This is a genomic window from Variovorax sp. YR750 (assembly GCF_900109805.1).
Taxonomy (GTDB): domain Bacteria; phylum Pseudomonadota; class Gammaproteobacteria; order Burkholderiales; family Burkholderiaceae_C; genus Variovorax; species Variovorax gossypii.
The window spans coordinates 308633-329128 of the sequence record NZ_FOBJ01000006.1; the positions used below are offsets into that span (position 1 = coordinate 308633).

The 20496-nt window shown below is 67.2% G+C and carries 18 protein-coding genes; 4 read left to right on the forward strand and 14 right to left on the reverse strand.

The genetic code is table 11. The annotated features are described in order from the left end of the window. Nucleotides 1-17: 17 nt before the first annotated feature. The 6 genes from BMY35_RS15130 to BMY35_RS15155 form a co-directional block, all read right to left on the reverse strand. On the reverse strand, nt 18-1028 hold the full coding sequence (locus BMY35_RS15130) for a class 1 fructose-bisphosphatase (RefSeq protein ID WP_019658239.1): 1011 nt from the start codon (nt 1026-1028) through the stop codon (nt 18-20). 26 nt (nt 1029-1054) lie between these two features. Further along, nucleotides 1055-3748 carry an aminopeptidase N gene (gene pepN / locus BMY35_RS15135; protein ID WP_093200242.1) on the reverse strand — a complete coding sequence of 898 codons (2694 nt, stop codon included), beginning with the start codon at nt 3746-3748 and terminating at the stop codon, nt 1055-1057. After that, nucleotides 3735-4430 (reverse strand): HAD family hydrolase, encoded by a 696-nt coding sequence (locus BMY35_RS15140; RefSeq protein WP_093200244.1) that lies wholly within the window; start codon nt 4428-4430, stop codon nt 3735-3737. The genes pepN and BMY35_RS15140 overlap by 14 nt, the downstream gene beginning before the upstream one ends. Before the next feature lie 5 nt (nt 4431-4435). Next, nucleotides 4436-5540 (reverse strand): peptide chain release factor 2 gene (prfB, locus tag BMY35_RS15145; RefSeq protein ID WP_143080683.1). Its coding sequence is split into 2 segments (ribosomal slippage): nt 4436-5458 and nt 5460-5540, totalling 1104 coding nucleotides; the frame shifts between segments, so codons are not numbered across the junction. A gap of 91 nt (nt 5541-5631) precedes the next feature. Beyond that, nucleotides 5632-6405 carry an SIMPL domain-containing protein gene (locus BMY35_RS15150; protein ID WP_093200250.1) on the reverse strand — a complete coding sequence of 258 codons (774 nt, stop codon included), beginning with the start codon at nt 6403-6405 and terminating at the stop codon, nt 5632-5634. A 122-nt stretch (nt 6406-6527) separates the two neighbouring features. Continuing rightward, a complete protein-coding gene (locus BMY35_RS15155; protein ID WP_093200483.1) occupies nt 6528-7340 on the reverse strand; it encodes a MetQ/NlpA family ABC transporter substrate-binding protein in 813 nt (270 codons plus the stop codon). A 250-nt stretch (nt 7341-7590) separates the two neighbouring features. Between BMY35_RS15155 and BMY35_RS15160 the strand changes: the two genes are divergently transcribed. From BMY35_RS15160 to BMY35_RS15175, 4 genes are read left to right on the forward strand one after another with little or no spacing between them, the layout of a single operon-like run. Further along, complete coding sequence (locus BMY35_RS15160; protein WP_093200485.1) at nt 7591-8463, forward strand: methionine ABC transporter ATP-binding protein; 873 nt, start codon at nt 7591-7593, stop codon at nt 8461-8463. Continuing rightward, nucleotides 8456-9118, forward strand: a complete 663-nt coding sequence (locus tag BMY35_RS15165; protein ID WP_093200265.1) for a methionine ABC transporter permease — start codon at nt 8456-8458, stop codon at nt 9116-9118. Before BMY35_RS15160 ends, BMY35_RS15165 begins: the two co-directional genes overlap by 8 nt. Nucleotides 9119-9152: 34 nt before the next feature. Further along, entirely contained in the window at nt 9153-9980 is an 828-nt protein-coding gene (locus BMY35_RS15170) for a MetQ/NlpA family ABC transporter substrate-binding protein (protein ID WP_093200268.1), read from the forward strand. Nucleotides 9981-10005: 25 nt separating this feature from the next. Beyond that, nucleotides 10006-10356, forward strand: a complete 351-nt coding sequence (locus tag BMY35_RS15175) for a hypothetical protein (protein WP_093200271.1) — start codon at nt 10006-10008, stop codon at nt 10354-10356. A gap of 64 nt (nt 10357-10420) precedes the next feature. Here the strand turns inward: BMY35_RS15175 and BMY35_RS15180 are convergent, their stop codons facing one another. The 8 genes from BMY35_RS15180 to BMY35_RS15215 all read right to left on the reverse strand — a co-directional run bounded on the left by BMY35_RS15180 (nt 10421) and on the right by BMY35_RS15215 (nt 20382). Further along, on the reverse strand, nt 10421-11773 hold the full coding sequence (locus tag BMY35_RS15180) for an LLM class flavin-dependent oxidoreductase (RefSeq protein ID WP_093200274.1): 1353 nt from the start codon (nt 11771-11773) through the stop codon (nt 10421-10423). Further along, a complete protein-coding gene (locus BMY35_RS15185; protein WP_093200277.1) occupies nt 11770-12609 on the reverse strand; it encodes a MetQ/NlpA family ABC transporter substrate-binding protein in 840 nt (279 codons plus the stop codon). Before BMY35_RS15185 ends, BMY35_RS15180 begins: the two co-directional genes overlap by 4 nt. A gap of 146 nt (nt 12610-12755) precedes the next feature. Beyond that, nucleotides 12756-13148, reverse strand: a complete 393-nt coding sequence (locus BMY35_RS15190) for a DUF4150 domain-containing protein (RefSeq protein ID WP_019658249.1) — start codon at nt 13146-13148, stop codon at nt 12756-12758. A gap of 28 nt (nt 13149-13176) precedes the next feature. After that, complete coding sequence (locus tag BMY35_RS15195) at nt 13177-13815, reverse strand: DUF3540 domain-containing protein (RefSeq protein ID WP_093200280.1); 639 nt, start codon at nt 13813-13815, stop codon at nt 13177-13179. 64 nt (nt 13816-13879) lie between these two features. Further along, on the reverse strand, nt 13880-14929 hold the full coding sequence (locus tag BMY35_RS15200) for a pentapeptide repeat-containing protein (protein WP_093200283.1): 1050 nt from the start codon (nt 14927-14929) through the stop codon (nt 13880-13882). Further along, complete coding sequence (locus BMY35_RS15205; protein ID WP_093200286.1) at nt 14926-17517, reverse strand: DUF2169 family type VI secretion system accessory protein; 2592 nt, start codon at nt 17515-17517, stop codon at nt 14926-14928. Before BMY35_RS15205 ends, BMY35_RS15200 begins: the two co-directional genes overlap by 4 nt. Continuing rightward, on the reverse strand, nt 17514-17978 hold the full coding sequence (locus tag BMY35_RS15210) for a hypothetical protein (protein WP_093200289.1): 465 nt from the start codon (nt 17976-17978) through the stop codon (nt 17514-17516). Before BMY35_RS15210 ends, BMY35_RS15205 begins: the two co-directional genes overlap by 4 nt. 13 nt (nt 17979-17991) lie before the next feature. After that, nucleotides 17992-20382: a type VI secretion system Vgr family protein gene (locus BMY35_RS15215; RefSeq protein ID WP_093200292.1), complete on the reverse strand. Its 2391-nt coding sequence runs from the start codon at nt 20380-20382 to the stop codon at nt 17992-17994. Between the last annotated feature and the right edge of the window lie 114 nt (nt 20383-20496).

Consider the following 20496-nt stretch of genomic DNA (forward strand, 5'->3'; position numbering starts at 1 on the left):
AGATTATAGCCAAGAAATCACGCTTTCTCGGCGTGGTACTGCGTCAAACGCTCAACTTCGTTTCTAGAACCCAACATCACGCTCACCCGCTCATGCAGTTTCGTGGGCTGCAGGTCCAAGATGCGCTGCTTGCCGTTGGTGGCCGCGCCGCCGGCCTGCTCGACCAGCCAGCTCATCGGGTTGGCCTCGTACATCAGGCGCAGCTTGCCGGCCTTTTCGGGCTCGCGCTTGTCCCACGGGTACATGAAGACGCCGCCGCGCATCAGGATGCGGTGCACGTCGGCCACCATGCTGGCGATCCAGCGCATGTTGAAGTCCTTGCCGCGCGGGCCTTCCTTGCCGGCCAGGCATTCGTCGATGTAGCGCTTCACGGGCTCGTCCCAGTGGCGCATGTTGCTCATGTTGATCGCGAATTCCTTGGTGTCGGGCGGAATCTGGATGTCTTCCTGCGTCAGCACGAAGCTGCCCTGTTCGCGGTCGAGGGTGAACATGGCCACGCCGTTGCCCACGGTCAGCACCAGCGTGGTCTGCGGGCCGTAGATGCAGTAGCCGGCGGCCACCTGCTGGGTGCCCGCCTGCAGGAAGTCGGCTTCCTGCACGCCGGGGTGGTCGTCGGGTTTCTTCAGCACGCTGAAGATGGTGCCGATGCTGACGTTCACGTCGATGTTGCTGCTGCCGTCGAGCGGGTCGAACATGAGCAGGTATTCGCCCTGCGGGTAGCGGTTGGGCACCACGTAGATGCTGTCCATTTCCTCGCTGGCCATGGCCGCGAGGTGGCCGCCCCATTCGTTGGCCTCGATCAGCACTTCGTTGGCGATGATGTCCAGCTTCTTCTGGATCTCGCCCTGTACGTTCTCGCTCTCGGCCGTGCCGAGCACGCCGCCCAGCGCGCCCTTGTTGACGGCCTGGCTGATGCTCTTGCAGGCGCGCGCGACCACTTCGAGCAGCAGGCGCAGCTGGCCGGGAATGAGGCCGTCGGCACGCTGTTGTTCGACGAGGTAGCGGGTGAGGGAAATCTTTTGAGCCATGTGTCTTCCGGGTTCGGGTTGCTTCTTCAGTTGCCAGCCAGGGCGCGGGTCACGACTTCATGCGTGTCCTTGCTCAGGTCGGGCTTGGCTGCCACGCGGGCAATCGCCTCGCGAGCGGCGCTGCGGTACGGCTCGGCCAGCTTGCTCCAGCGGTCGAGCGCGCGCGCGAGGCGGGCGGCAACCTGCGGGTTGATGGCGTCGAGCTCGATCACGCGCTCGCTCCAGAACACGTAGCCGGCCGCGTCGGGGCGGTGGAAGGCGCCGGGGTTGGCACTGCAGTAGCTGAAGATCACGCTGCGCGCGCGGTTCGGGTTCTTCAGCGAGAAGTCGGGGTGCTTCATCAGCTGCTTCACCAGCGGCAGGATGTCGCCGCCGCGGTCGGGCGCGCCGGCCTGCAGCGAGAACCACTTGTCGATGACCAGCGCCTCGTCCTTGAAGATGGCGTGGAAGCGCGCGAGCGCCTGCGCCGCCAGGCTGTGGCCCGACGCCACCAGCGCGTTGAGGGCGTTGAAGCGGTCGGTCATGTTGCCCGCGTCCTTGAAGCGCTGCAGCGTCTTGCCCGGCCACACGACGTCGCCCGAGGAGCGCGCCGCCAGGCACAGAAAGTTGAGCGCCATGCCGGCCAGCGCGCGGCGGCCCGAGGAGGTCGGGTCGGGGCTGTAGGCGCCGGTGTCGTGGTTCTCTTCATACGCCCACTGCCAGTCGGCGAAGAGGGCGGTGGCCAGCTGGGCGCGCATGGCTTCGCGCACGAGGTGCACGCGTTGCGGGTCGACCACGTCGAGCTGCTCGGCGATGTAGGTTTCCGACGGCAGCGTGAGCACCAGTTCCTTGAAGGCGGCGTCGAGCTGCGGGTTGCGCAGCACGCTGCGCATGGCGTCGATGTAGGCGTCGTTCAGCACCGGCGTGGTGTCGGTGGCCAGGGCGGCAATGCCTTGCAGAGCGGCGCGCAGGCCTAGGCGCTGGCCGGCTTCCCAGCGGTTGAACGGATCGGGGTCGTTGGCCAGCAGGGTGAGCAGCTGGGCGTCGGTGTACTCGAAGTCGAGGATCACCGGCGCGCTGAAGCCGCGCAATATGGAGGGCACCGGCTCTGCGTCGAGACCCACGAAGGTGATCTGCTCGCCGGCGCGCGACAGCACCAGGGTGCGGGTGCCGCGGGTCACGTCGCCTTCGCCTTCGAGCTGCATCGGCAGCTCGCGGCCGCTCGCGTCGAGCAGGCCGATGTTCAGCGGAATGACGAAAGGTTCCTTGGTCGGCTGGCCCGGCGTGGGCGGGCAGCTCTGCACCACGCTCAGGGTGTAGCTGCGGTTCTGCGCGTCGTACACGCCATGGGCGGCAAGGCGCGGCGTGCCGGCCTGGCTGTACCAGCGCTTGAACTGGGGCAGCAGGCGGGCGAGTTCCGACTCGGGGTTCGCGTCGGCAATGGCCTGCGCGAAGTCGTCGCAGGTCACGGCCTGTCCGTCGTGGCGCTCGAAGTAGAGCGTGATGCCCTTCTCGAAGCCCTTGCGGCCGACCAGCGTCTGCATCATGCGAACCACCTCGGCACCCTTTTCGTAGATGGTGACGGTGTAGAAGTTGCTGATCTCGATGTAGCTGTCGGGCCGCACCGGGTGGGCCATGGGGCCGGCGTCCTCGGGGAACTGGGCGGTGCGCAGCACGCGAACGTCTTCGATGCGCTTCACGGCGCGGGCCGAGGCGTCAGCGCACAGGTCCTGGCTGAATTCCTGGTCGCGGAAGACGGTGAGGCCTTCCTTCAGCGAGAGCTGGAACCAGTCGCGGCAGGTCACGCGGTCGCCGCTCCAGTTGTGGAAGTACTCGTGGCCGACCACGCTCTCGATGTTGCTGTAGTCGGCGTCGGTGGCGGTGGCCTGGTTGGCCAGAACGTACTTCGTGTTGAAGATGTTCAGGCCCTTGTTCTCCATGGCGCCCATGTTGAAGTCGCTGGTGGCGACGATCATGAAGCGGTCCAGGTCCAGCGGCAGGCCGAAGCGGGCCTCGTCCCACAGCACCGAGTTGATGAGCGAATTCATCGCGTGCTCGGTCTTGTCGAGGTCGCCGGCGCGCACGTACACCTGCAGCAGATGCTCCTTGCCGCTGCGCGCCTTGATGCGCTGCTCGCGCGCCACCAGCTTGCCCGCCACCAGGGCGAACAGGTAGCTGGGCTTCTTGAACGGGTCGACCCATTTGGCGAAGTGGCGGCCCTCGGGCAGCTCGCCTTGCTCGACCAGGTTGCCGTTCGACAGCAGCACCGGGTAGGCGGCCTTGGCCGCGCGAAGGGTGACGGTGTAGCTCGCCATCACGTCCGGACGGTCGAGGAAGTAGGTGATGCGGCGGAAGCCCTCGGCCTCGCACTGCGTGAAGAAGGTGTCTTCGCTCACGAACAGGCCCATCAGCTTGGTGTTCTTGATGGGGCAGCAGGTGGTGAAGATCTCGAGCTCGAAGCTGTCGGGCAGGCCGTCGATGACGAGCTGGTCGCCCTCCATGCGGAACGATGCGCCCTGGCCATTGACCAGCACGCGCGCCAGGTTCAGCTCGTCGCCGTCCAGGCGCAGCGGCTGCACCGGCGCCTCGGGGTTGCGGCGCATCTGCATGCGGTTGAGCACGCGGGTCTTGGCGGGGTCGAGGTCGAAGGTCAGGTCGACGGTGTCGATCCAGTACGCCGGGGCGGCGTAGTCTTCGCGGCGGATGGCGATGGGTTGGCCTTGTGCGTCACGTAGCAGCATCGAGGGTCTCCAGAAAGTTCGAATGGGCGAGTTCGTCGTAGTCGCGAACCGCGGCGATCACATGGGGGCCGGCCAGCTCGGCGGCGGTATGGGTGCTGCAGACGGCCACGGCGCGCATGCCGCCGCGGCGGGCGGCCTCGATGCCGAAGGGGGCGTCTTCGAAGACGATGCAGCGCTCGGGCGCAACGCCTATGCGGCGCGCGGCTTCGAGAAAGATGGCGGGCGTGGGCTTGCCGCTGAAGCCCTCGTCGCCGCCCACGATGGCCAGCGGCAGCGGGTCCATCTTCAGGCGCGACATGGCGAACTCGATGTTGTGCCTGTCGCCGGCCGTGCCGACCGCCACCTTCAGGCCGCGCGCAACGGCGGCCTTGGCGAAGGCGGTGAAGCCTGCCACCTCGGTGAAGTTGTCGCTGAACATGGCGCGGTAGATCTCTTCCTTCTCGTGCACCATGGCCTGGCACTCGGCGTCGGAGAGTTCGCGCTCGAACAGCTCGCGCATGCACTCGGTGCCGGTGCGGCCCGTGGTGCGCGCGAGGATGTCGCTCACGTCGAGTTCGAGGCCGTGGCGCGCCACGAACTCCACCCACGACCGCGCATGCCAGGGCATGGAGTCGATCATGGTGCCGTCCATGTCGAAGATGAAGGCTTCGACCTTGCCACCCTTCAGGCTTTGCAGGCTCATCGGTTTTACACGCCCTGCTTGAGAGAGGCTTCGATGAACACGTCGAGGTCGCCGTCGAGCACCTTCTGCGTGGCCGAGACTTCGACGTTGGTGCGCAGGTCCTTGATGCGGCTGTTGTCCAGCACGTAGCTGCGGATCTGGTGACCCCAGCCCACGTCGGTCTTGCTGTCTTCGAGCTTCTGCTGTTCTTCCTGGCGCTTGCGCATCTCGTGGTCGTACAGACGCGAGCGCAGGCGCTTCCAGGCCACGTCGCGGTTGCTGTGCTGGCTGCGGCCGTCCTGGCACTGCACCACGATGCCGGTCGGGATGTGCGTCAGGCGCACGGCCGAGTCGGTCTTGTTGATGTGCTGGCCGCCGGCGCCGCTGGCGCGGAAGGTGTCGGTGCGCACGTCGGCCGGGTTGATCTCGATCTCGATGGAGTCGTCGATCTCCGGGTACACGAAGATGCTGGCGAAGCTGGTGTGGCGGCCACCCGAGGAGTCGAACGGCGACTTGCGCACCAGGCGGTGCACGCCGGTCTCGGTGCGCAGCAGGCCGAAGGCGTAGTCGCCTTCCACCTTGATGGTGGCGCTCTTGATGCCGGCGGTGTCGCCGGGCGTCTCGTCTTCGAGCTGCGCCTTGAAGCCCTTGCGCTCGGCGTACTTGGTGTACTGGCGCAGCAGCATGCTGGCCCAGTCGCAGGCCTCGGTGCCGCCGGCGCCGGCCTGGATGTCGATGAAGGCGTTCAGCGGATCGGCCGGATTGCTGAACATCCGGCGGAATTCGAGCTGCTTGATGTCGGCCTCGAGCGTCTCGGCGTCATCGGAGATGGCCTGCAGGCCGGCGATGTCGCCGTCTTCCTTCGACATCTCGTAGAGCTCGGTGTTGTCCGACAGGCCGCTGGTGAGCCGGTCGAGCGTGACGACCACGTCGTCGAGCGACTTCTTTTCCTTGCCCAGTTCCTGGGCCTTCTTCGGGTCGTTCCAGACGTTGGGATCTTCGAGCGATGCGTTGACCGTCCTCAGGCGTTCGGCTTTTGCATCGTAGTCAAAGATACCTCCGTAAATCGACCGTGCGGGCGCTCAGGTCCGCAAGCATTGCGCCGATTTGGTTGATTTGTTCTGCGTCCATGGGGTGTCCTGACTGTCTGGCTGTGTAGGGGAGGGTGTCCCGGGGGAACCCGCCATTTTCTCACGGGTGACAGATGACCCCGGAAGCAGCGTTATTCAAGCTGGAAGTCCACGCTGATCGTGGCCGTGATGCTGATCTGGCCGACCGACAGGTCACCTTCGCCGCCTTCGCCCTGGCCGCCGGAGCGCGGGGCCACCTGCATCACGTTCTGCTGCATCAGCTGGCCCTCGTTTCGGTAGCGGCCGGCCCAGCCGCCCCAGTTCCAGCCCGAGCTTTCGCTGATCCGCATCGCGCGGCCGCGCTTCACGCCCAGCTGGGAGGTCAGCGCGTCGGCCTTCTCGCGCGCCGCGATCACCGCCAGCTCGCGGGCCTTGTCGCGGTGCTTGCGCATGTCGGTGTTGCGGAATTCGATGTTCTCGACCTGGTTCACGCCCACCGCGTACAGGTCGGTCAGCAGCGGCTCGAAGGTGTCGAGCTTCGTGACCTTGATGCCGATGCTCTTGTGGGCCACGTAGGCCTTCGGGACGGTATAGCTGCTCTGGTAGTCGTACGTGGGCTGGACGTCGATGTAGTTGACCTGCACGCTCTTCTCGGGGATGCCGTAGCGCTTGATGACCGCCAGTGCCTTGGCGATGCGCTCCCGGTTGTCGGTCGTGGCTACCTGCAGGTTCTTGTCCCGGCTCTCGACGCCGACCGTGAGATAGACCTCGTCCGGCGCCACGCGCACGGCGGCCGAGCCGCTCACGCTGATCTGGCCGGGGGCCTGGTTGCCGGCTTCCCTGGGTGCGAGCTGCGCCGGAGCGGTGGTCGCGGCGGCCAGCGCGAGGGCGCCAAGGCCGGCGGAAAAGGTGCGTCGAGAGAACATGGAAAGGACCCTCCGGGTTGATGAAGCCCGAAAGATACCTTCAGACACATGTCAGGCGTAAAAAGAAAAAGCCCCCGGCGCGGCGCGAGCGCACGGGGGCAAGGGGGACAACCGGGTGCGTGTCAGAACGCCGGAACCAGCGAGCCCTTGAACTGGGTCTCGATGAAGCTCTTCACCTCGGGCGACTGGTAGGCCGCCACGAGGCGCTTGGCCCAGGGCTTGTCCTTGTCGGCGCGGCGCACGGCGATCAGGTTGGCGTAGGGGCTCTTCGGCGATTCCTTGATCACCGCGTCCTTGTTCAGCGACAGCCCGGCCTTCTCGGCGTAGTCGTTGTTGATGGAGGCGATGGTCAGGTCGTCCAGCGAGCGCGGCAGCTGGGCCGCGTCGAGGGCCACCAGCTTCAGCTTCTTGGGGTTGGTCACCACGTCCAGCGGCGTGGCGTTGTTGTTCTTCACAGCGTCGGGCTTCAGCGTGATCAGGCCGGCCTGCTGCAGCAGCAGCAGGGCGCGGTTGCCGTTCGACGGGTCGTTCTGGATGCCGACCGAGGCGCCGTCGGGCAACTGGTCGATCGACTTGATCTTGCGCGAGTAGAAGCCCAGCGGCGCGGTGATGGTCAGGCCCACGGGCACGATGTCGAAGCCGCGCGCCTTGTTCTGGTTGTCCAGGAAGGGCTGGTGCTGGAAGGCATTGGCGTCGAGGTCGCCCGAGGCCAGCGCGGCGTTGGGCAGCTGGTAGTCGTTGAACACCACGACCTGGATGTTCAGCCCGTCCTTGGCGGCGACCTTCTTGACCACCTCGAAGATCTGCTCGCCGTTGCCGACGGAGACGCCGACCTTGATCGAGTTCTTGTCCTGTGCGAAGGCGCTGCCGCCGGCGAAGAGGGCGACTGCCAGGGTAGCGAGGGCAAAGGTGCGGCGGCGGAAATTGGTGTGCATGTCGTTGCGCGAATCGAAAAAATGAAGGCGCGAATGTGGCATTGCCCGGTGCCGAAGGGAACGAACCAATGCTCATATCCATATGGCCCATATGGCGACGGAAAGCGGTGTAGGCTGTGCCCTTATGTGCTTTGGTGCATAAGCAAGCGCCGATTTGTTCGTTCCCTTTCGCTGCGTTTCTTTTCATACTCGGCACCTTTTTGCGAACCTACGCGACTTGCGCCATCCGCTCGGGCCGCGCTTCTTCTCCATGACCCACCCTACGCCTGACGAGGGCCGCGGCGATCACGCGGCGCCAGTCATCCGTCTCCAATCGGTGCAGAAATCGTTCGCCTTGCCCAACGGCGAGGTGTTCGACGCCGTGCAATCGCTGTCGCTCGACATCCAGCAGGGCGACGTGTTCGGCCTGATCGGCAAGAGCGGCGCCGGCAAGTCCACGCTGCTGCGCCTCATCAACCTGCTGGAGCGGCCCGACGCGGGCCGCGTCTTCGTCGGCGGGCGCGACCTCACCACGCTCTCGCGCAGCGAGCTACGCGACACGCGCCAGAACATCGGCATGATCTTCCAGCAGTTCAACCTGCTGCAGAACGCCACGGTGTTCGACAACGTGGCCTTCCCGCTGAAGATCCATGGCCGCCACTCCAAGGCCGAGATCGACGCCCGCGTGCGCGAATGCCTGGCCCTGGTCGGCCTGGCCGAGAAGATCGACACCTACCCGGCCCAGCTTTCCGGCGGCCAGAAGCAGCGCGTGGCGATCGCCCGCGCGCTGGCGCCGCGCCCGCAGGTGCTGCTGTGCGACGAGCCCACCTCGGCGCTCGACTCCGAGACCACGCGCTCGCTGCTGGAAACGCTGCGCGACATCAACCAGAAGATCGGCGTGACCATCGTGATCGTCACGCACGAGCTGTCGGTGGTCGAGGTGCTGTGCCGCAACGTGGCCATCCTCGAGAAGGGCCGGCTGGTGGAGCAGTTCGCCGTCGACGCCGCGGGCGACGCCGAGCGCAAGACCGCGCTGGGCCGCGAGATCGACGAGCTGGTGCGCCGTCGCGAGCGCGAGGCGCGCGAATCCCGTTCCGCGCAATCATCCGCCCAGGTGGGCGCGCAGGAGCTGGCCTATGTTTGAGAACATCGCCCCCATCCTCCCCGAACTCTGGGTCGCCACCGGCCAGACCTTCATGATGCTGGCCATCGGCCTCTCGGCCGCCGTGCTGATCGGCGGGCCGCTGGGCATCCTGCTGTTCCTGCTGGGGCCGGGCCAGTCGCTGGAGAACAAGCCGGCGTTCCTGGTGCTCAACTGGCTGGTGAACACGGTGCGTTCGTTCCCCTTCATCATCCTGCTGGTGGCGCTGGTGCCGTTCACGCGGGTGATCGCGGGCACCTCCATCGGGCCGCTGGCCGCCGCGGTGCCGCTGTCGTTCGCGGCCATTCCCTACCTGGCGCGGCTGGTCGACCAGTGCCTGCGCGAAGTGCCGCGCGGCGTGATCGAGGCGGCCCACGCCATGGGCGCGACCGAGCTGCAGATCGTCTGGCGCGTGCTGCTGGTCGAGGCCCGCTCGGGCCTGGTGCTGGCGCTGACGGTGCTGGCCGTGAGCTTCCTCTCGTACTCGGCCGTGGCCGGCGTGGTGGGCGGCGGCGGCATCGGCGACCTGGCCATCCGCTACGGCTACTACCGTTTCCAGACCGACGTGATGGTGCTCACCGTGGCACTGCTCGTGGTGCTGGTACAGATCCTGCAATTCGCCGGCAACGCCACGGCACGCAGGCTCGACAAGCGCTGATCCCTCTTTCCCTTTTCACTGTTTCTCCAATCTCATGAAGACCGTTTTCCTGCGCCGTTCCGTTCTCACCCTGTCGCTGGCAGCCCTTTCGCTGGGCGGCCTCTCGCTGCAGGCCCACGCGCAAGACCCCGCCAAGAAGAACCTCGTGATCGGCGGCACCGCCGGTTCCAACACCGACCAGCTCAAGGCCGGCATCGTGCCCATCCTCGAGAAGAAGGGCTACAAGGTGAAGCTGGTCGAGTTCAACGACTACGTGCAGCCCAACCTCGCGCTGGCCCAGGGCTCGCTCGACGCCAACTTCTTCCAGCATCAGGTCTACCTGAAGAAGTTCGCTGCCGACCAGAAGCTCGACCTCGCCGAACTGGTGCAGGGCCCGATCGCGCCCATGGGCGTGTACTCGACCAAGCGCAAGACGCTGGCCGACGTGAAGGAAGGCGACCGCGTGACGCTGCCGAACGACCCGAGCAACCTGGCCCGCGCGCTGGTGCTGCTGGAGCAGAACAAGCTGATCACCATCAAGGCCGGCATCGACCCGCTGCGCGCGTCCGAAAAGGACGTGGCCGAGAACCCGAAGAAGCTGAAGTTCATTCCGCTCGAAGCCGCCCAGCTGCCGCGTTCGCTCGGCGACACCGAGTACGCCATCGTCAACGGCAACTTCGCGATTTCGTCGGGCCTGAAGCTCACCGAGGCCGTGGTGCTCGAGAAGACGCCCGACTACTACCTGAATGTGGTCGCCGTGAAGACCGCCGACAAGAACACCCAGTGGGCCAAGGACATCGCCGAGGCCTACCGCTCGAAGGAGTTCAAGGCGGTGGTCGACAGCAAGTTCCAGGGCTACGCGAAGCCCAGCTTCCTGCAATAACTCTTCCTTCAGAAAAGGACGCCCCATGCCCGTTCTGGCCGTATTCGATGCTCAGGGAAGCTGGCGCGACACGCACGTGTGCGACGGCTGGATCACCGAACACCTGGCCGGGCAGGGCGTGAGCTGGGGGCGCGGCAAGAAGAAGGGGCAGCGCGTGCTCGAGAGCGCGGGGCTGTTCTATGTGCCGACCGCCGACGGCTATCTGGGGCTGCTGCTGGAGGCCGGCGAATGGGCCTCGATGCCGGTGGGCAAGCCGCATTTCTTCGATGCGGGCGAGGCCGAATCCATCGAGGGCCTGCCCGCGGAGCTGCCGCTCTTCGAGGCCTTCGTCGAGGAAGTGCTGTCGCTCACGGGCAACGACGCCGACGAGGAGTGACGAAAAGGAAAACGAAAAAGGCCGCGGTTCTCGCGGCCTTTTTCTTTGCCTTGCCTGTCGCGCTTCAGGCAGCCAGTCGTTGCGCCGTTCGCCCGCCAGGCCGCGCCAGCCCCAAGTGGTCGCGCAACGTGCGCCCTTCGTACTCCGTGCGGAAGATCCCGCGCTTCTGGAGGATCGGCACAACGCCGTCGACGAAATCCTGCAGCCCGTGCGGCAGCGCATCGGGCATCAGGTTGAAGCCGTCGGCCGCGCCGGCCCTGAACCATCGCTCGATGTCGTCCGCGATCTGCTCCGGCGTGCCCACGATCACGCGGTGCCCGCCGCCGCCCGCGAGTTCGCGGATCAGCTGGCGTACCGTGTAGCCGTGCGTGCGGCCGGCAGCGACCACCGCGTTGAAGAAGGTATGGTTGCCGTTGCCATTGGCGGGCAGGGGAAGGTTGTCTGGCAGGCGCTCGTCCAGCTTCAGCCGGTCGGGCGTGATGCCCAGCGTGCCGGCGATGCGCGTCAGGCTGTAGTCCCACGGAATCAGGTCGACCAGCTCGTCGCGCCGGCGGATGGCTTCGGCCTCGGTGGAGCCGACGATGGTGGTCAGGCCCGCGAGCACCTTCACCGCGTCGGGGCCGCGACCCAGCTCGGCGGCGCGAGTCTTCAGGGCGCGCGCATAGGCCAGCGATTCCTCGAAGGACTGCGAGGCCGAGAACACCGCCTCCGCGTGGCGCGACGCCAGCTCGCGCCCGTCGGCCGAAGCTCCGGCCTGCACCAGCACCGGGTGCCCCTGCGGCGGTCGCGGCAGGTTCAACGGTCCCTGCACCGCGAAGTGCTCGCCGCGATGTGCGATGGCTTGCACCTTCGCCGTGTCGATGAAGCTGCCGGTGGCCTTGTCGCCGACGAAGGCGTCGTCCTCCCAGCTGTCCCACAGTGCCTTCACGATGTCGGTGAACTCCGAGGCGCGTGCGTAGCGCTTCGCATGGTCGGGCACGGCGTCGAAGCCGAAGTTGCGCGCCGAGGGCAGGTCGGCCGTGGTCACCATGTTCCAGCCTGCGCGGCCGCCGCTCACGTGGTCGAGCGTGGCGAAGCGGCGGGCGATGTTGAAGGGCTCGTTGTAGCTGGTCGAGGCGGTGGCTATCAGGCCGATGTGCGTGGTGGCCGCGGCCACGCAGGCCAGCAGCACCGTGGGCTCCAGCGCGGTGATCGGGCGGAAGTGGATCTGGTCGACGATGGCCGCGTTGTCCGCGAGGAACACCGCGTCGAGCTTGCCCGCCTCGGCGATCTGCGCCGTGCGGATGTAGTGCGCGATGTCGGCGAAGGCCCGCGGGTCGCTCTCCGGCAGGCGCCACGCCGAGGGCACGAAGCCCGAATGCAGGATGTTGACGTTGAGGTGCAGCTGCCGCGGCCGGGTCTTGTTCGGAAGGCTCATTGCGAGAAGTAGTCCGGCAGCCGGTAGCCGGCCCATGCCGGGTTTGCCTTGAAGAAGCGCTGGAACTCGGCCGACTGGTAGGCGGCTGCGATGTCCTGCGCGAACTTCGCCTTCTCGTTGCTGCGCTTGACGGCCACCACGTTCACGTAGGGCAGCGTCATGTTCTCAAGCTTCAGTGCCTCGGTCAGCTTCAGCCCCGAGGCGATCGCGAAGTTGCCCTGCACGGCGGCGATGTCGGCATCAGCCAGCGAGCGCGGGGCCTGCGCCGCTTCGAGCGGCACCAGCTTCAGGCGCTTGGGGTTGGCCACGATGTCGCGCTCCGACACCGAGATCGGGCTTACGCCCGGCTTGAGCGTCACCCAGCCGATGCCCGCGAGGATGTTGAGCGCGCGCGCCGCGTTCACCGGATCCGAAGGCAGCGTGACCGTGGCGCCGTCGGGCACCGTGTCGAGCGACTTGTGGCGCTGCGAGTAAAGGCCCATCGGCGGTGTCGGCACGTGCACCACCGGCACCAGGTCGAAGCCCTGCTGCTTGTTGGTGGCCTCGAGATACAGCGTGTGCTGGAAGATGTTGGCGTCGATCTGCCCGCGCTCCACCGCGTCGTTGGGCTGCACGCCCTGGCTGAACTCGACGTACTTGACGGTGTAGCCCAGCTTCTTCAGCTGGGGCTCGATGCCGTTGGTGAAGGCATCGCGGTACGGGCCGGGCATGAAGCCCACGCGCAGGTCGGCGGCGTGGGCGGAAAGCTGGAGCGCCAGGCCGAGGGCGAGGCCGCCCAGCGGCAGGGCAAGGCGGCGCAGCCACGAAGCGGAGGGCGCGCGCGAAGGGGAAGGCATGAAAACAACTCCGGAGAACGGCGAAAGGAGCTGGGCACTCTAGGCCGCGATGCCTGCGCGGCGAACGAAGATTTGCGCGCTTCCTTATCCGCTGGCCGGATATGGGGCCGGCCCGGTTCCGGCTACCCGGGCTGCGCCCGAGGCTTTCAGGGCGACAGGATCATCACCTTGCACTGGCTGGGCACGATCCGCATGCCCACCATGTTGCCCCGGTTCTGCGTGCTCAGGCTGGTCATGCGCGTGGCCGGCGTGCCCTTGACCAGCACGGTGAACGCACCCGTCACGTGCCGCGACTGGCTCATGAAGGTCTGCGAGACGATGCCGCCGCCCGCGCCCGTGGTGTCGCCCAGCGTGATCGGCGTGGTGGTTGCCATGTTGTGCGCGGGCATGCACATGAAGAGGATGTTCCAGGCGTTCGGCACGGCCGTGGGGCCGAACGCCATGTTGGGGTATGGAATGGGCGCCATCGCGGCGGGCGGCGTCTTGCAGACGTCGGGAAAGGCGAGGTCCATTCCCATCAGCTGGCAGTTGGCGAACATGGCGGTGCTCCTTTCGGCGGGGGACGGGTCAGCCCATGTGGATCTGCGCGGCATCGACCTTGACGAGGTCGCTCGCAGTGACCACCGTGTGCCGGGCGTGCAGGCGCGCCGTGCCGCCGGCTTCGCAGTCGAGATGGCCGACGCGGACCTGTTCGGTCTCGTCCACCACGCGCAGCGCCCTGCGTGCCATCTGCACCACGCGGTCCGCCACCGACTCGAAGACCTGGCCGACCAGCCGCAGCCGGCCCACCGTCGCATCGAGCGCCTGGCCGGTGAAGCGCATGTCGTCGACACGGCACTGGCCGCTGTCGGCCTGGAGGTTCCACTGCGCGGCCCGCATCTGCAGCTCCGCGCCGCTGCTCAGCCGCAGGCCGCCCGGGCTCTCGATCGAGAGTGCGCCGGCAGCATCGAGCCGGCTGACCGAACCGTCGGCTTGCTCGAGCACTGCGATCAGATACACCCGGCTGCGGTCGGGCCCGGAGAGCAGCACGGTGTCGCCCGCCTCGGGCCGCAGCAGGCAGCTGGCCGCGCGGCGGCAGCGCCAGGTTTCGCCGTGCTCGTCTTCCACCTCGAGGTTCGCATCGGGCAGCGAGGCCGTCAGCCGGCCGACGAAATGGACCGGCGCGGCGGTCGTCGCGGGGGCAGGGCGCAGTGGAACGACATTCATGGCTGATTCCTTCTCGATGTTGGTTGGTGTGTTTCTTCGGAAAGCGGGTTGTCGGATGCGGGGTTCAGTGCGGGCCGGACCAGGCCTGCGCCTTGAAGAGTTCGGGCTCGTTCTCGATGATTCCGGCGCGGCTGGAGAACCGGGCGCCTTGCTGCTGCGCGCGATGCAGGCGGGTGCGCAGGAAGTGCGCGCCACCGAGGTCGGCGCCGCTCAGGTCGGCATACGAAAGGTCGGCATCCTGCATCGCGGCATCGCGGAAGCTCGCGCCGGCACAGCGTGCGCGGTGGAACACGCAAAGCGGCAGGCGGGCTCCCGAGAAATCGGCGCGTTCCAGCAGTGCTTCCGCCCAGATCGACTGGTCGAAGCGTCCGCCCCTGCAGTCGGCGTCGCCGAGGTCGGCCTCCGGAAACAGGGCCTGGCACGCGTCCGCGTTCGAGAAGTTCGCCCGCTTCAGCGTCGCGCCCTTGAAGTTGGCCTGGGTGAGCGTGGCACCGCCGAAGTCGGCGCCGTCCAGGCGGCTGTCGGTGAACTGGCACATCGGCAGCGAAAGGCCGGCGAAGCGCTGGCCGCTCAGGTCGCACTCCAGGAACATCGCGTTCGTGGCCGACGCGCCCTGGAAGACCGCCGTCCTCAGGTCGAGCCGGTGGAAGGTCACGTAGGCCAGCGCCGCGCCGCTGAAATCGGCGCGCCCGAGCTGCGACTCCATGAAGCTCGCCCGTTCGAACCGGGAAGACCCGAGGCGGCTTTCCGCCAGCTCGCAGCGAAAGAACCGGGTGTAGTCGAGCCTTGCCTCCACGAAGCTGGCCTGCGCCGCATGGCATTCGGCGAAAGAGGCTCCCTCCAGCATGGCGGCTTCGAGCCGCGCGGCATCGATGCGGCTGCGGAAGAACTGCACTTCCTTCAGGCGAGCGAAGGAGAAGTCGCAGCCCGACAGCCTGCAATGCGAGAGCGAGCTGCCCTCGAGGTCGGCGTGCGAGAAGTTCGCGTCGCCGAAGTCGACGTCGTCCATCATCGCGCCCGAGAGGTCGAGGCCGCTCAAGTCCCATCCCCTGCAGTCGGCGCTGCCGACCTGGATGCCGTGGCGGACCTTGTCGACGAGTTCATCGCGGGTCATTCGGCGGAAGGGGCGCGTCGCGCGGGCAAGGTTCGGGCGTGCTGCGTGTAGGCGCCGAGCAGGTGGGTGGTGCCGTCGATCAGGCTTTGCGACACGTCGGTGCGGAACAGGTTGGCTCCGCTGAGATCGGCCTGCGTGAAGACCGCCTTGGAGAAGTTGGCATCGATGAGGTTGGCGCCGCGCAGGGTGGCGCCGGTGAGGTCGGCGCGTACGAAGAGGCTTTCGCCGGCGACGAGCCGTTCCAGGTTGGCCTCCTGCAGCGCGCATTCGGAGAAGTCGCAGTTGTCCAGGCGCGCCTGTGCCAGGTCCGCGCGCGTCAGCGGCGTGGTGCGCAGCCCGCAGTGCCTGAGCACGCAGCGGCGCAGGACGGCTCCGGCGAGCGTGCTTCCGTGCGCGAAGCTGCAGGCGTCGAGCCGCGCGTCGGAGAAATCGGTCGACCGGCTGCAGTCGGTGGTGACGAAGCCGCAACGCACCAGTGACGCGTTGACGAAACGCACGTCCGCCAGCGTGCATTCGAGCCACACCACCTGCCGGAAGGAGGCTCCGTCGAAGGCGATGCCGTTCATGCGCAGCTTCGTCAGGAACACCTGGTGCCAATCGGAGCCACGGAAGTCGCACCGGCTCATCTCGCTCTCGGCCAGGCGCGTCTGGTCGAAAGTGGTGTTGGCCATGTTGCATGACTCGAAGCGAGCCTTTTCGCAGTTGGCCCCGCTCAGGTCGGCGCCGGAGAAATCCGAGAACTCGCATTGCGCGCCGCCGAGGTTGGCATTGCGCAGGATCGCATTGGCCAGCGAGGCGCGCGACAGCCTGGCGCGGGCCAGCACCGCGCCGCTGAAGTCGGCGTTCGCGAGCAGGGCTCCCTCGAGGTTGGCGTCTTCGAGGGCGGCGCCGGAAAAATCCGCTCCGCTCAGGTCCATGCCCGAGAGGTCGGCGCCGACAAGCCGCATGCCGCGGAAATCGCGCTCGCCGGGAGCCGCCGCCGCCAGCTGCCGGCGCAGCTTCGCGGAGCGGAACGAGGGCATGGGCGGCGCGGGGTCGAAGAGGTGGGCACCGTGGAGGTAGCCCTGCCTGATCTGCACCGTCATCCGCTGCGTGGTTCCGGCGGGTATGAGCGCGGGGGGCGGTCCCGAGGTGGCTGGCGCGGCGGCAAGCTGTTCGAGCTGCCGGATGAGCGCGTCCGGATCGAAGCGCTGCGGCTGCCCGCGGCTCTTGTCGAGCAGCGCCGGGTCGATTTCTTCTTCCTGCCTGCGGCGCATCTGCGCGCCTTCTGCCTCGAGCTTGCGTCGGGCTTCCATCATTTCTTCCTGCATTCGCTCGAAATACTCGGGCACGTCGTCGAAGGCCAGCGGCGCGGCTGGAGGCAGGGGCGCTGGCAGGTATTTGTCGGGGTCCACGCCCAGCGCGATGAGTTCGGCTCGCCGGCTTTCGTGGTCGCGCTGCTGTCCGGCGCGGAGGTTGCGCACCAGCGGCCGTGCCATCGGGTCGGGTGCGTCGAGGACGCTCCAGTTGCCGAGAATGGCCTTGGGCGCGAGGTCGCTGTCGCGAAAGGCGAGCAGGCCGCCTCGCGCGGTGTCCAGCCGCTGGAGCAGCACGGACTGGTAGTGCTCGGGCGTGCGCGGCTGCCGGGGCAACTCCAGCGCCGGCATGATGTGCCGCACGTCCGCCGCGTCGTCCTCGCGCACCGGCAGCACGCCATGCCAGACGAGCGCCACGCGCTCGCGATGCGGAAAGAACCAGGCGGTGGTCAGCCGCAGGCCGATCTCGCGCAGCCCGTTGCCCTCCTTGTCGAAGCTCGCGAAGCAGCGCGCGCGCCAGTCGGGCAGGGTGCCGGCCAGCACCGGCTTGTCCGGGTGCATGTTGAGGATCTCGTAGGGAGCACCTGGCGGCAGCTCCTGCAGGGCCGGCCAGCGCTGGTCTTCGGGCGCGGCGTTGAAGAAGCGCCAGTCCATGTCCGGGGCGAAACCGGGGAAGTGCCGGTCCAGCCAGTGCTGCCCGAAGCTGCTGCCCATCAGGGCCATGCGCCGGGGGCTGTCGATGGGCACCGGGCCGAAGCTGGCGGGTGCCACCTCCTGCCCGCGCGAGCGCACGCGCCCATGAACGGCTTCCACGTTGGGCGCGCGGCGGGTGCGCACGCCGTTGACCGTCTCGTCGAACGCGCCAATGCCGGTGGGGTTCTCCGGCACGTCGGGCCCGCCGTAGGCATGCGCCCAGTCCAGCGGCATCGCCTCGAAAGGCTGCGGCGCGCTCAGACGGCCGTCGAGCCAGTAGCGGTCGCCGGATACGTGCAGGGACTTCTCCAGGCCGGCGACGCGCAGGCGCACGGCGCACGCGGTCTTGTCCTGCTGGTGGCGGGTGTATGCGTGGCCGCTCGCCAGCACTTCCGGCATGCACTTGGGCACGCCCATGTCGAACACGCCCATGCCGCCGATTTCCTCGCCGACGGTCTGCCACAGCTCCTGGTCGGCCATGAGCTTGGGTTCTGCTTCCAGGCTGGCGAATGCCGTGACGGCCACGCCGAGCTGGTCGACGCCCTGCCAGCGGTAAGGCCGGGTGAGGATGCCAAGGCGCAAGGGCTTGACGGTCTTCATCGGCCGGCAGCCTCCGCGGGTGGACGAGGCCGGGAGCTGTCTGCGCCGTGGTGGACCGGCGAGTTGCCACGACGCTCGAGGACGACTTCACGGCTCGCCGGGTCGAAGCGCACGGCGATGGCTTTTCCGGCCGCGTGGTCGGGCAGGTCGGGCAGGGCGATGGCGGTGGTCTGGTCGACGTCGAAGGCCTCGTTGCTCGCCGTGGCCTGCACGCGAAGATGCAGCTTCGCGATCGCCCAGGTGGTGCCCTCGCCCGAGAGGCGCTGGCCCGTGTCGTGAAGGGAGATCACCTGCGCCATGGCGGGCGTGCCGTTCGCGAGGATGCCGACGGCCTTGCGCGTGCGCGCGAGTCTTGCGGAATGCCGGCGGCGCTCGCGCACGAGCGTGACGCACAGGGTGAACGCCAGCCACGCAAGCAGCGGAGCCAGCACCCACCAGATCGAGAAGGAGACATCCGGCATCCGGCCTGGGCGCTCAGCCGAAGAGCACGAAGCCCTTGAGCGCGCCCCAGAAGCCTCCGGCGTGCTCCTCGGCCACCACGTTCGAGAAGCTCACGGCGCCGAAGTTGGCCTGGTGCGCGTACATGTTCAGGATCTGCGCGGTGGCGTCCATCTTCTTGATGTTGCTCGTGATCGTGAGGCCGGCGTTGCTGTTGTTCACGCCGTAGGTCGCGCTCGAGAGGCCGGTGGCCAGCACGGCCGTGGGCGACCAGTCCCACAGCAGCACGCGGTTCACGCGCTTGACGTGATTGCCCTCGAAGGTGAAGTCGCCGCTGGCCTTGATGTCGACGTCGCCCGCCGTGGCCTCGATGGTCACCTTCTGCGCCTTGCCGTGGTAGTTGCCGGACGAAACGGTCGAGTTGTGGTCGCCCGTCTCGATGGTTTCCTCCAGGCCGCCCTTGATGTTGTCCTTGCCGCCGCCGCCCACGACGTCGCGCTGCCAGCCGGTCTGGTAGGTTTCCTGCCGGTTGCCGGCGAGCGTCTTCAGTATGGAGTTGCCGGTGTGGATCTCCTCGTCCATGCCCTCCTTCACGTCGACCAGCAATCCCTTGTCGAAGGTCTCGTGGCGCAGGCCCGCGTTGACGACGACCTCCGACTGGCCGCTGAGCACCGTCTCCTTCGAGCCGAGCCTGGTGGTGGTCTCGATGCGGTTGTCGAAGAAATGCTCGGTGAGCGCGCCCGAGACGGTGAGCTTCGAGCCGTTGCGGTACTCGGCGGTGTCCTTCTGCTTGACGATGGTGTCGCGGGTGCGGTCGACGGTGAGGGTGTCGGTCTTCAGGACGTGGGTGTTGCGGTGGCCGTCGATGGTCTCTGTCTCGTCGTTCTCGACGTGGATCCTCAGGTCGTTCTCCACGTCGATCTCGAAGTCCTTCTCGGCATGGATTCGCACCAGCTCGCAGCCCGGCGCGTCGTCAAGGATGAACTCGTTGGCGTTGGCGGCGGAGCCGTCCCTGCTGCGGCTGACGAAGCCGCTCACCGTGACCTTGGCCGGCAGCTCCAGCGGCGGCATCTGGTCGGCGTTGTAGACGCGGCCGATGATGATCGGCCGGTCGGGGTGTCCTCCGATGAAGTCGACCACCACCTCCTGGCCCCGGCGCGGATGGTTCACTGCTCCGTAGTTCGAGCCGGCCCAGGCGCTGGACACGCGCACCCAGCACGAGCTGTTCTCGTCGCTCTTTCCGTAGCGGTCCCAGCGGAACTGCACCTTCACGCGGCCGTACTGGTCGACCCAGAACTCCTGTCCTGCCTTGCCCACCACGGTGGCTGTCTGCGGGCCGTTGGCGCGCGGCATCGGCGTCACGCGCGGCGCGCGAAAGGCGCAGCTGGCGGGCTGCACCGCGAAGTCGAAGCTGCAGGAGCCGGGTTCGCTGCCGCTCGCATAGCCTCCCTCGCGCAGCGCATAGGAGACCGACACCACGAGGTACTCGCGGTTGTCGTCCTCGCGCGGGCAGTTCTGCATGGTGAAGCGGTAGCCGGGCGCCATGCCGCGCACATTGGTGTGGCCGATGTCGCGCTCGGCCTGTGCCTGCGCCTCCTCGAGGCGGATGCGCGCGTAGTGCTCGCCCTGCTCGGACTCGCTGAAGCCGCCGAGCCATTCGTACATCTCGTACTGGCCGTGATCGCCGCCGCGCGGCTGGTTTCGCACGTTCATGAGATCGGCGCGCGGCTTTTTGAAGTCGAAGTCGTCCACCACGTAGCTGCCGGGGCGGATTTCTTCCGTGACCTGCCACTGGTCGATCACTTCCTGGAACGGGGCCAGGTCGCGGTCGGTGGCGAGGTAGCTGATCTTCGGATAGGCCGGCAGGGGCTCGTGCGCGCCGATGTCGTCGGCCAGCACCAGCGTGTGCTGGTTCTTCGCATGCTCGAAGAAGTAGTAGATGCCTTCGTGCTCCATCAGGCGACTGACGAAGGCGAAGTCGGTTTCCTGGTACTGCACGCAGTATTCCCACTGCCGGTAGCTGCCGCCGAGCCTCTTCTCGAAGGCGAAGCCGTAGTCGGCGAACACCTCCTCGAGGATCTCGACCACCGACTTGTTCTGGAAGATCTTGCAGTCGCTGCTGCGCGTGAGGTACCAGAGCCAGGGCCGCACGCTCGCGCGGTAGACGATGTGGCGCGAGGTGTCGCCTTCCTTGCCGATCATCGTGAAGCGAACGATCTGGCCGTTGAGGAAGCGCGGTTTCCCGGCCGTCTGTATCTCGAGTGCGAGAGGCTTGCCGAGCACTGCCTTCATGTCGATCGACATGCTCGGGCTCAGCAGGTCGACGTCGAACTCGAACAGTTGCGACAGCCCCTCCATGCCGCGCATGGAGCGGAACATGAGCTGCTCTTCGCCCAGCGGCGTGTGGGCGCGTACGACTCTGGTCATTCGAGGACTCCCTTTCGCTCAAGAACACCCAAGACGTGCCGGCTGCACCAGCATCGACCACCGCGCGTGCACCTGCAGGCCGTGTTTGCGAACTTAGGTGTGAAACGTTTGCTC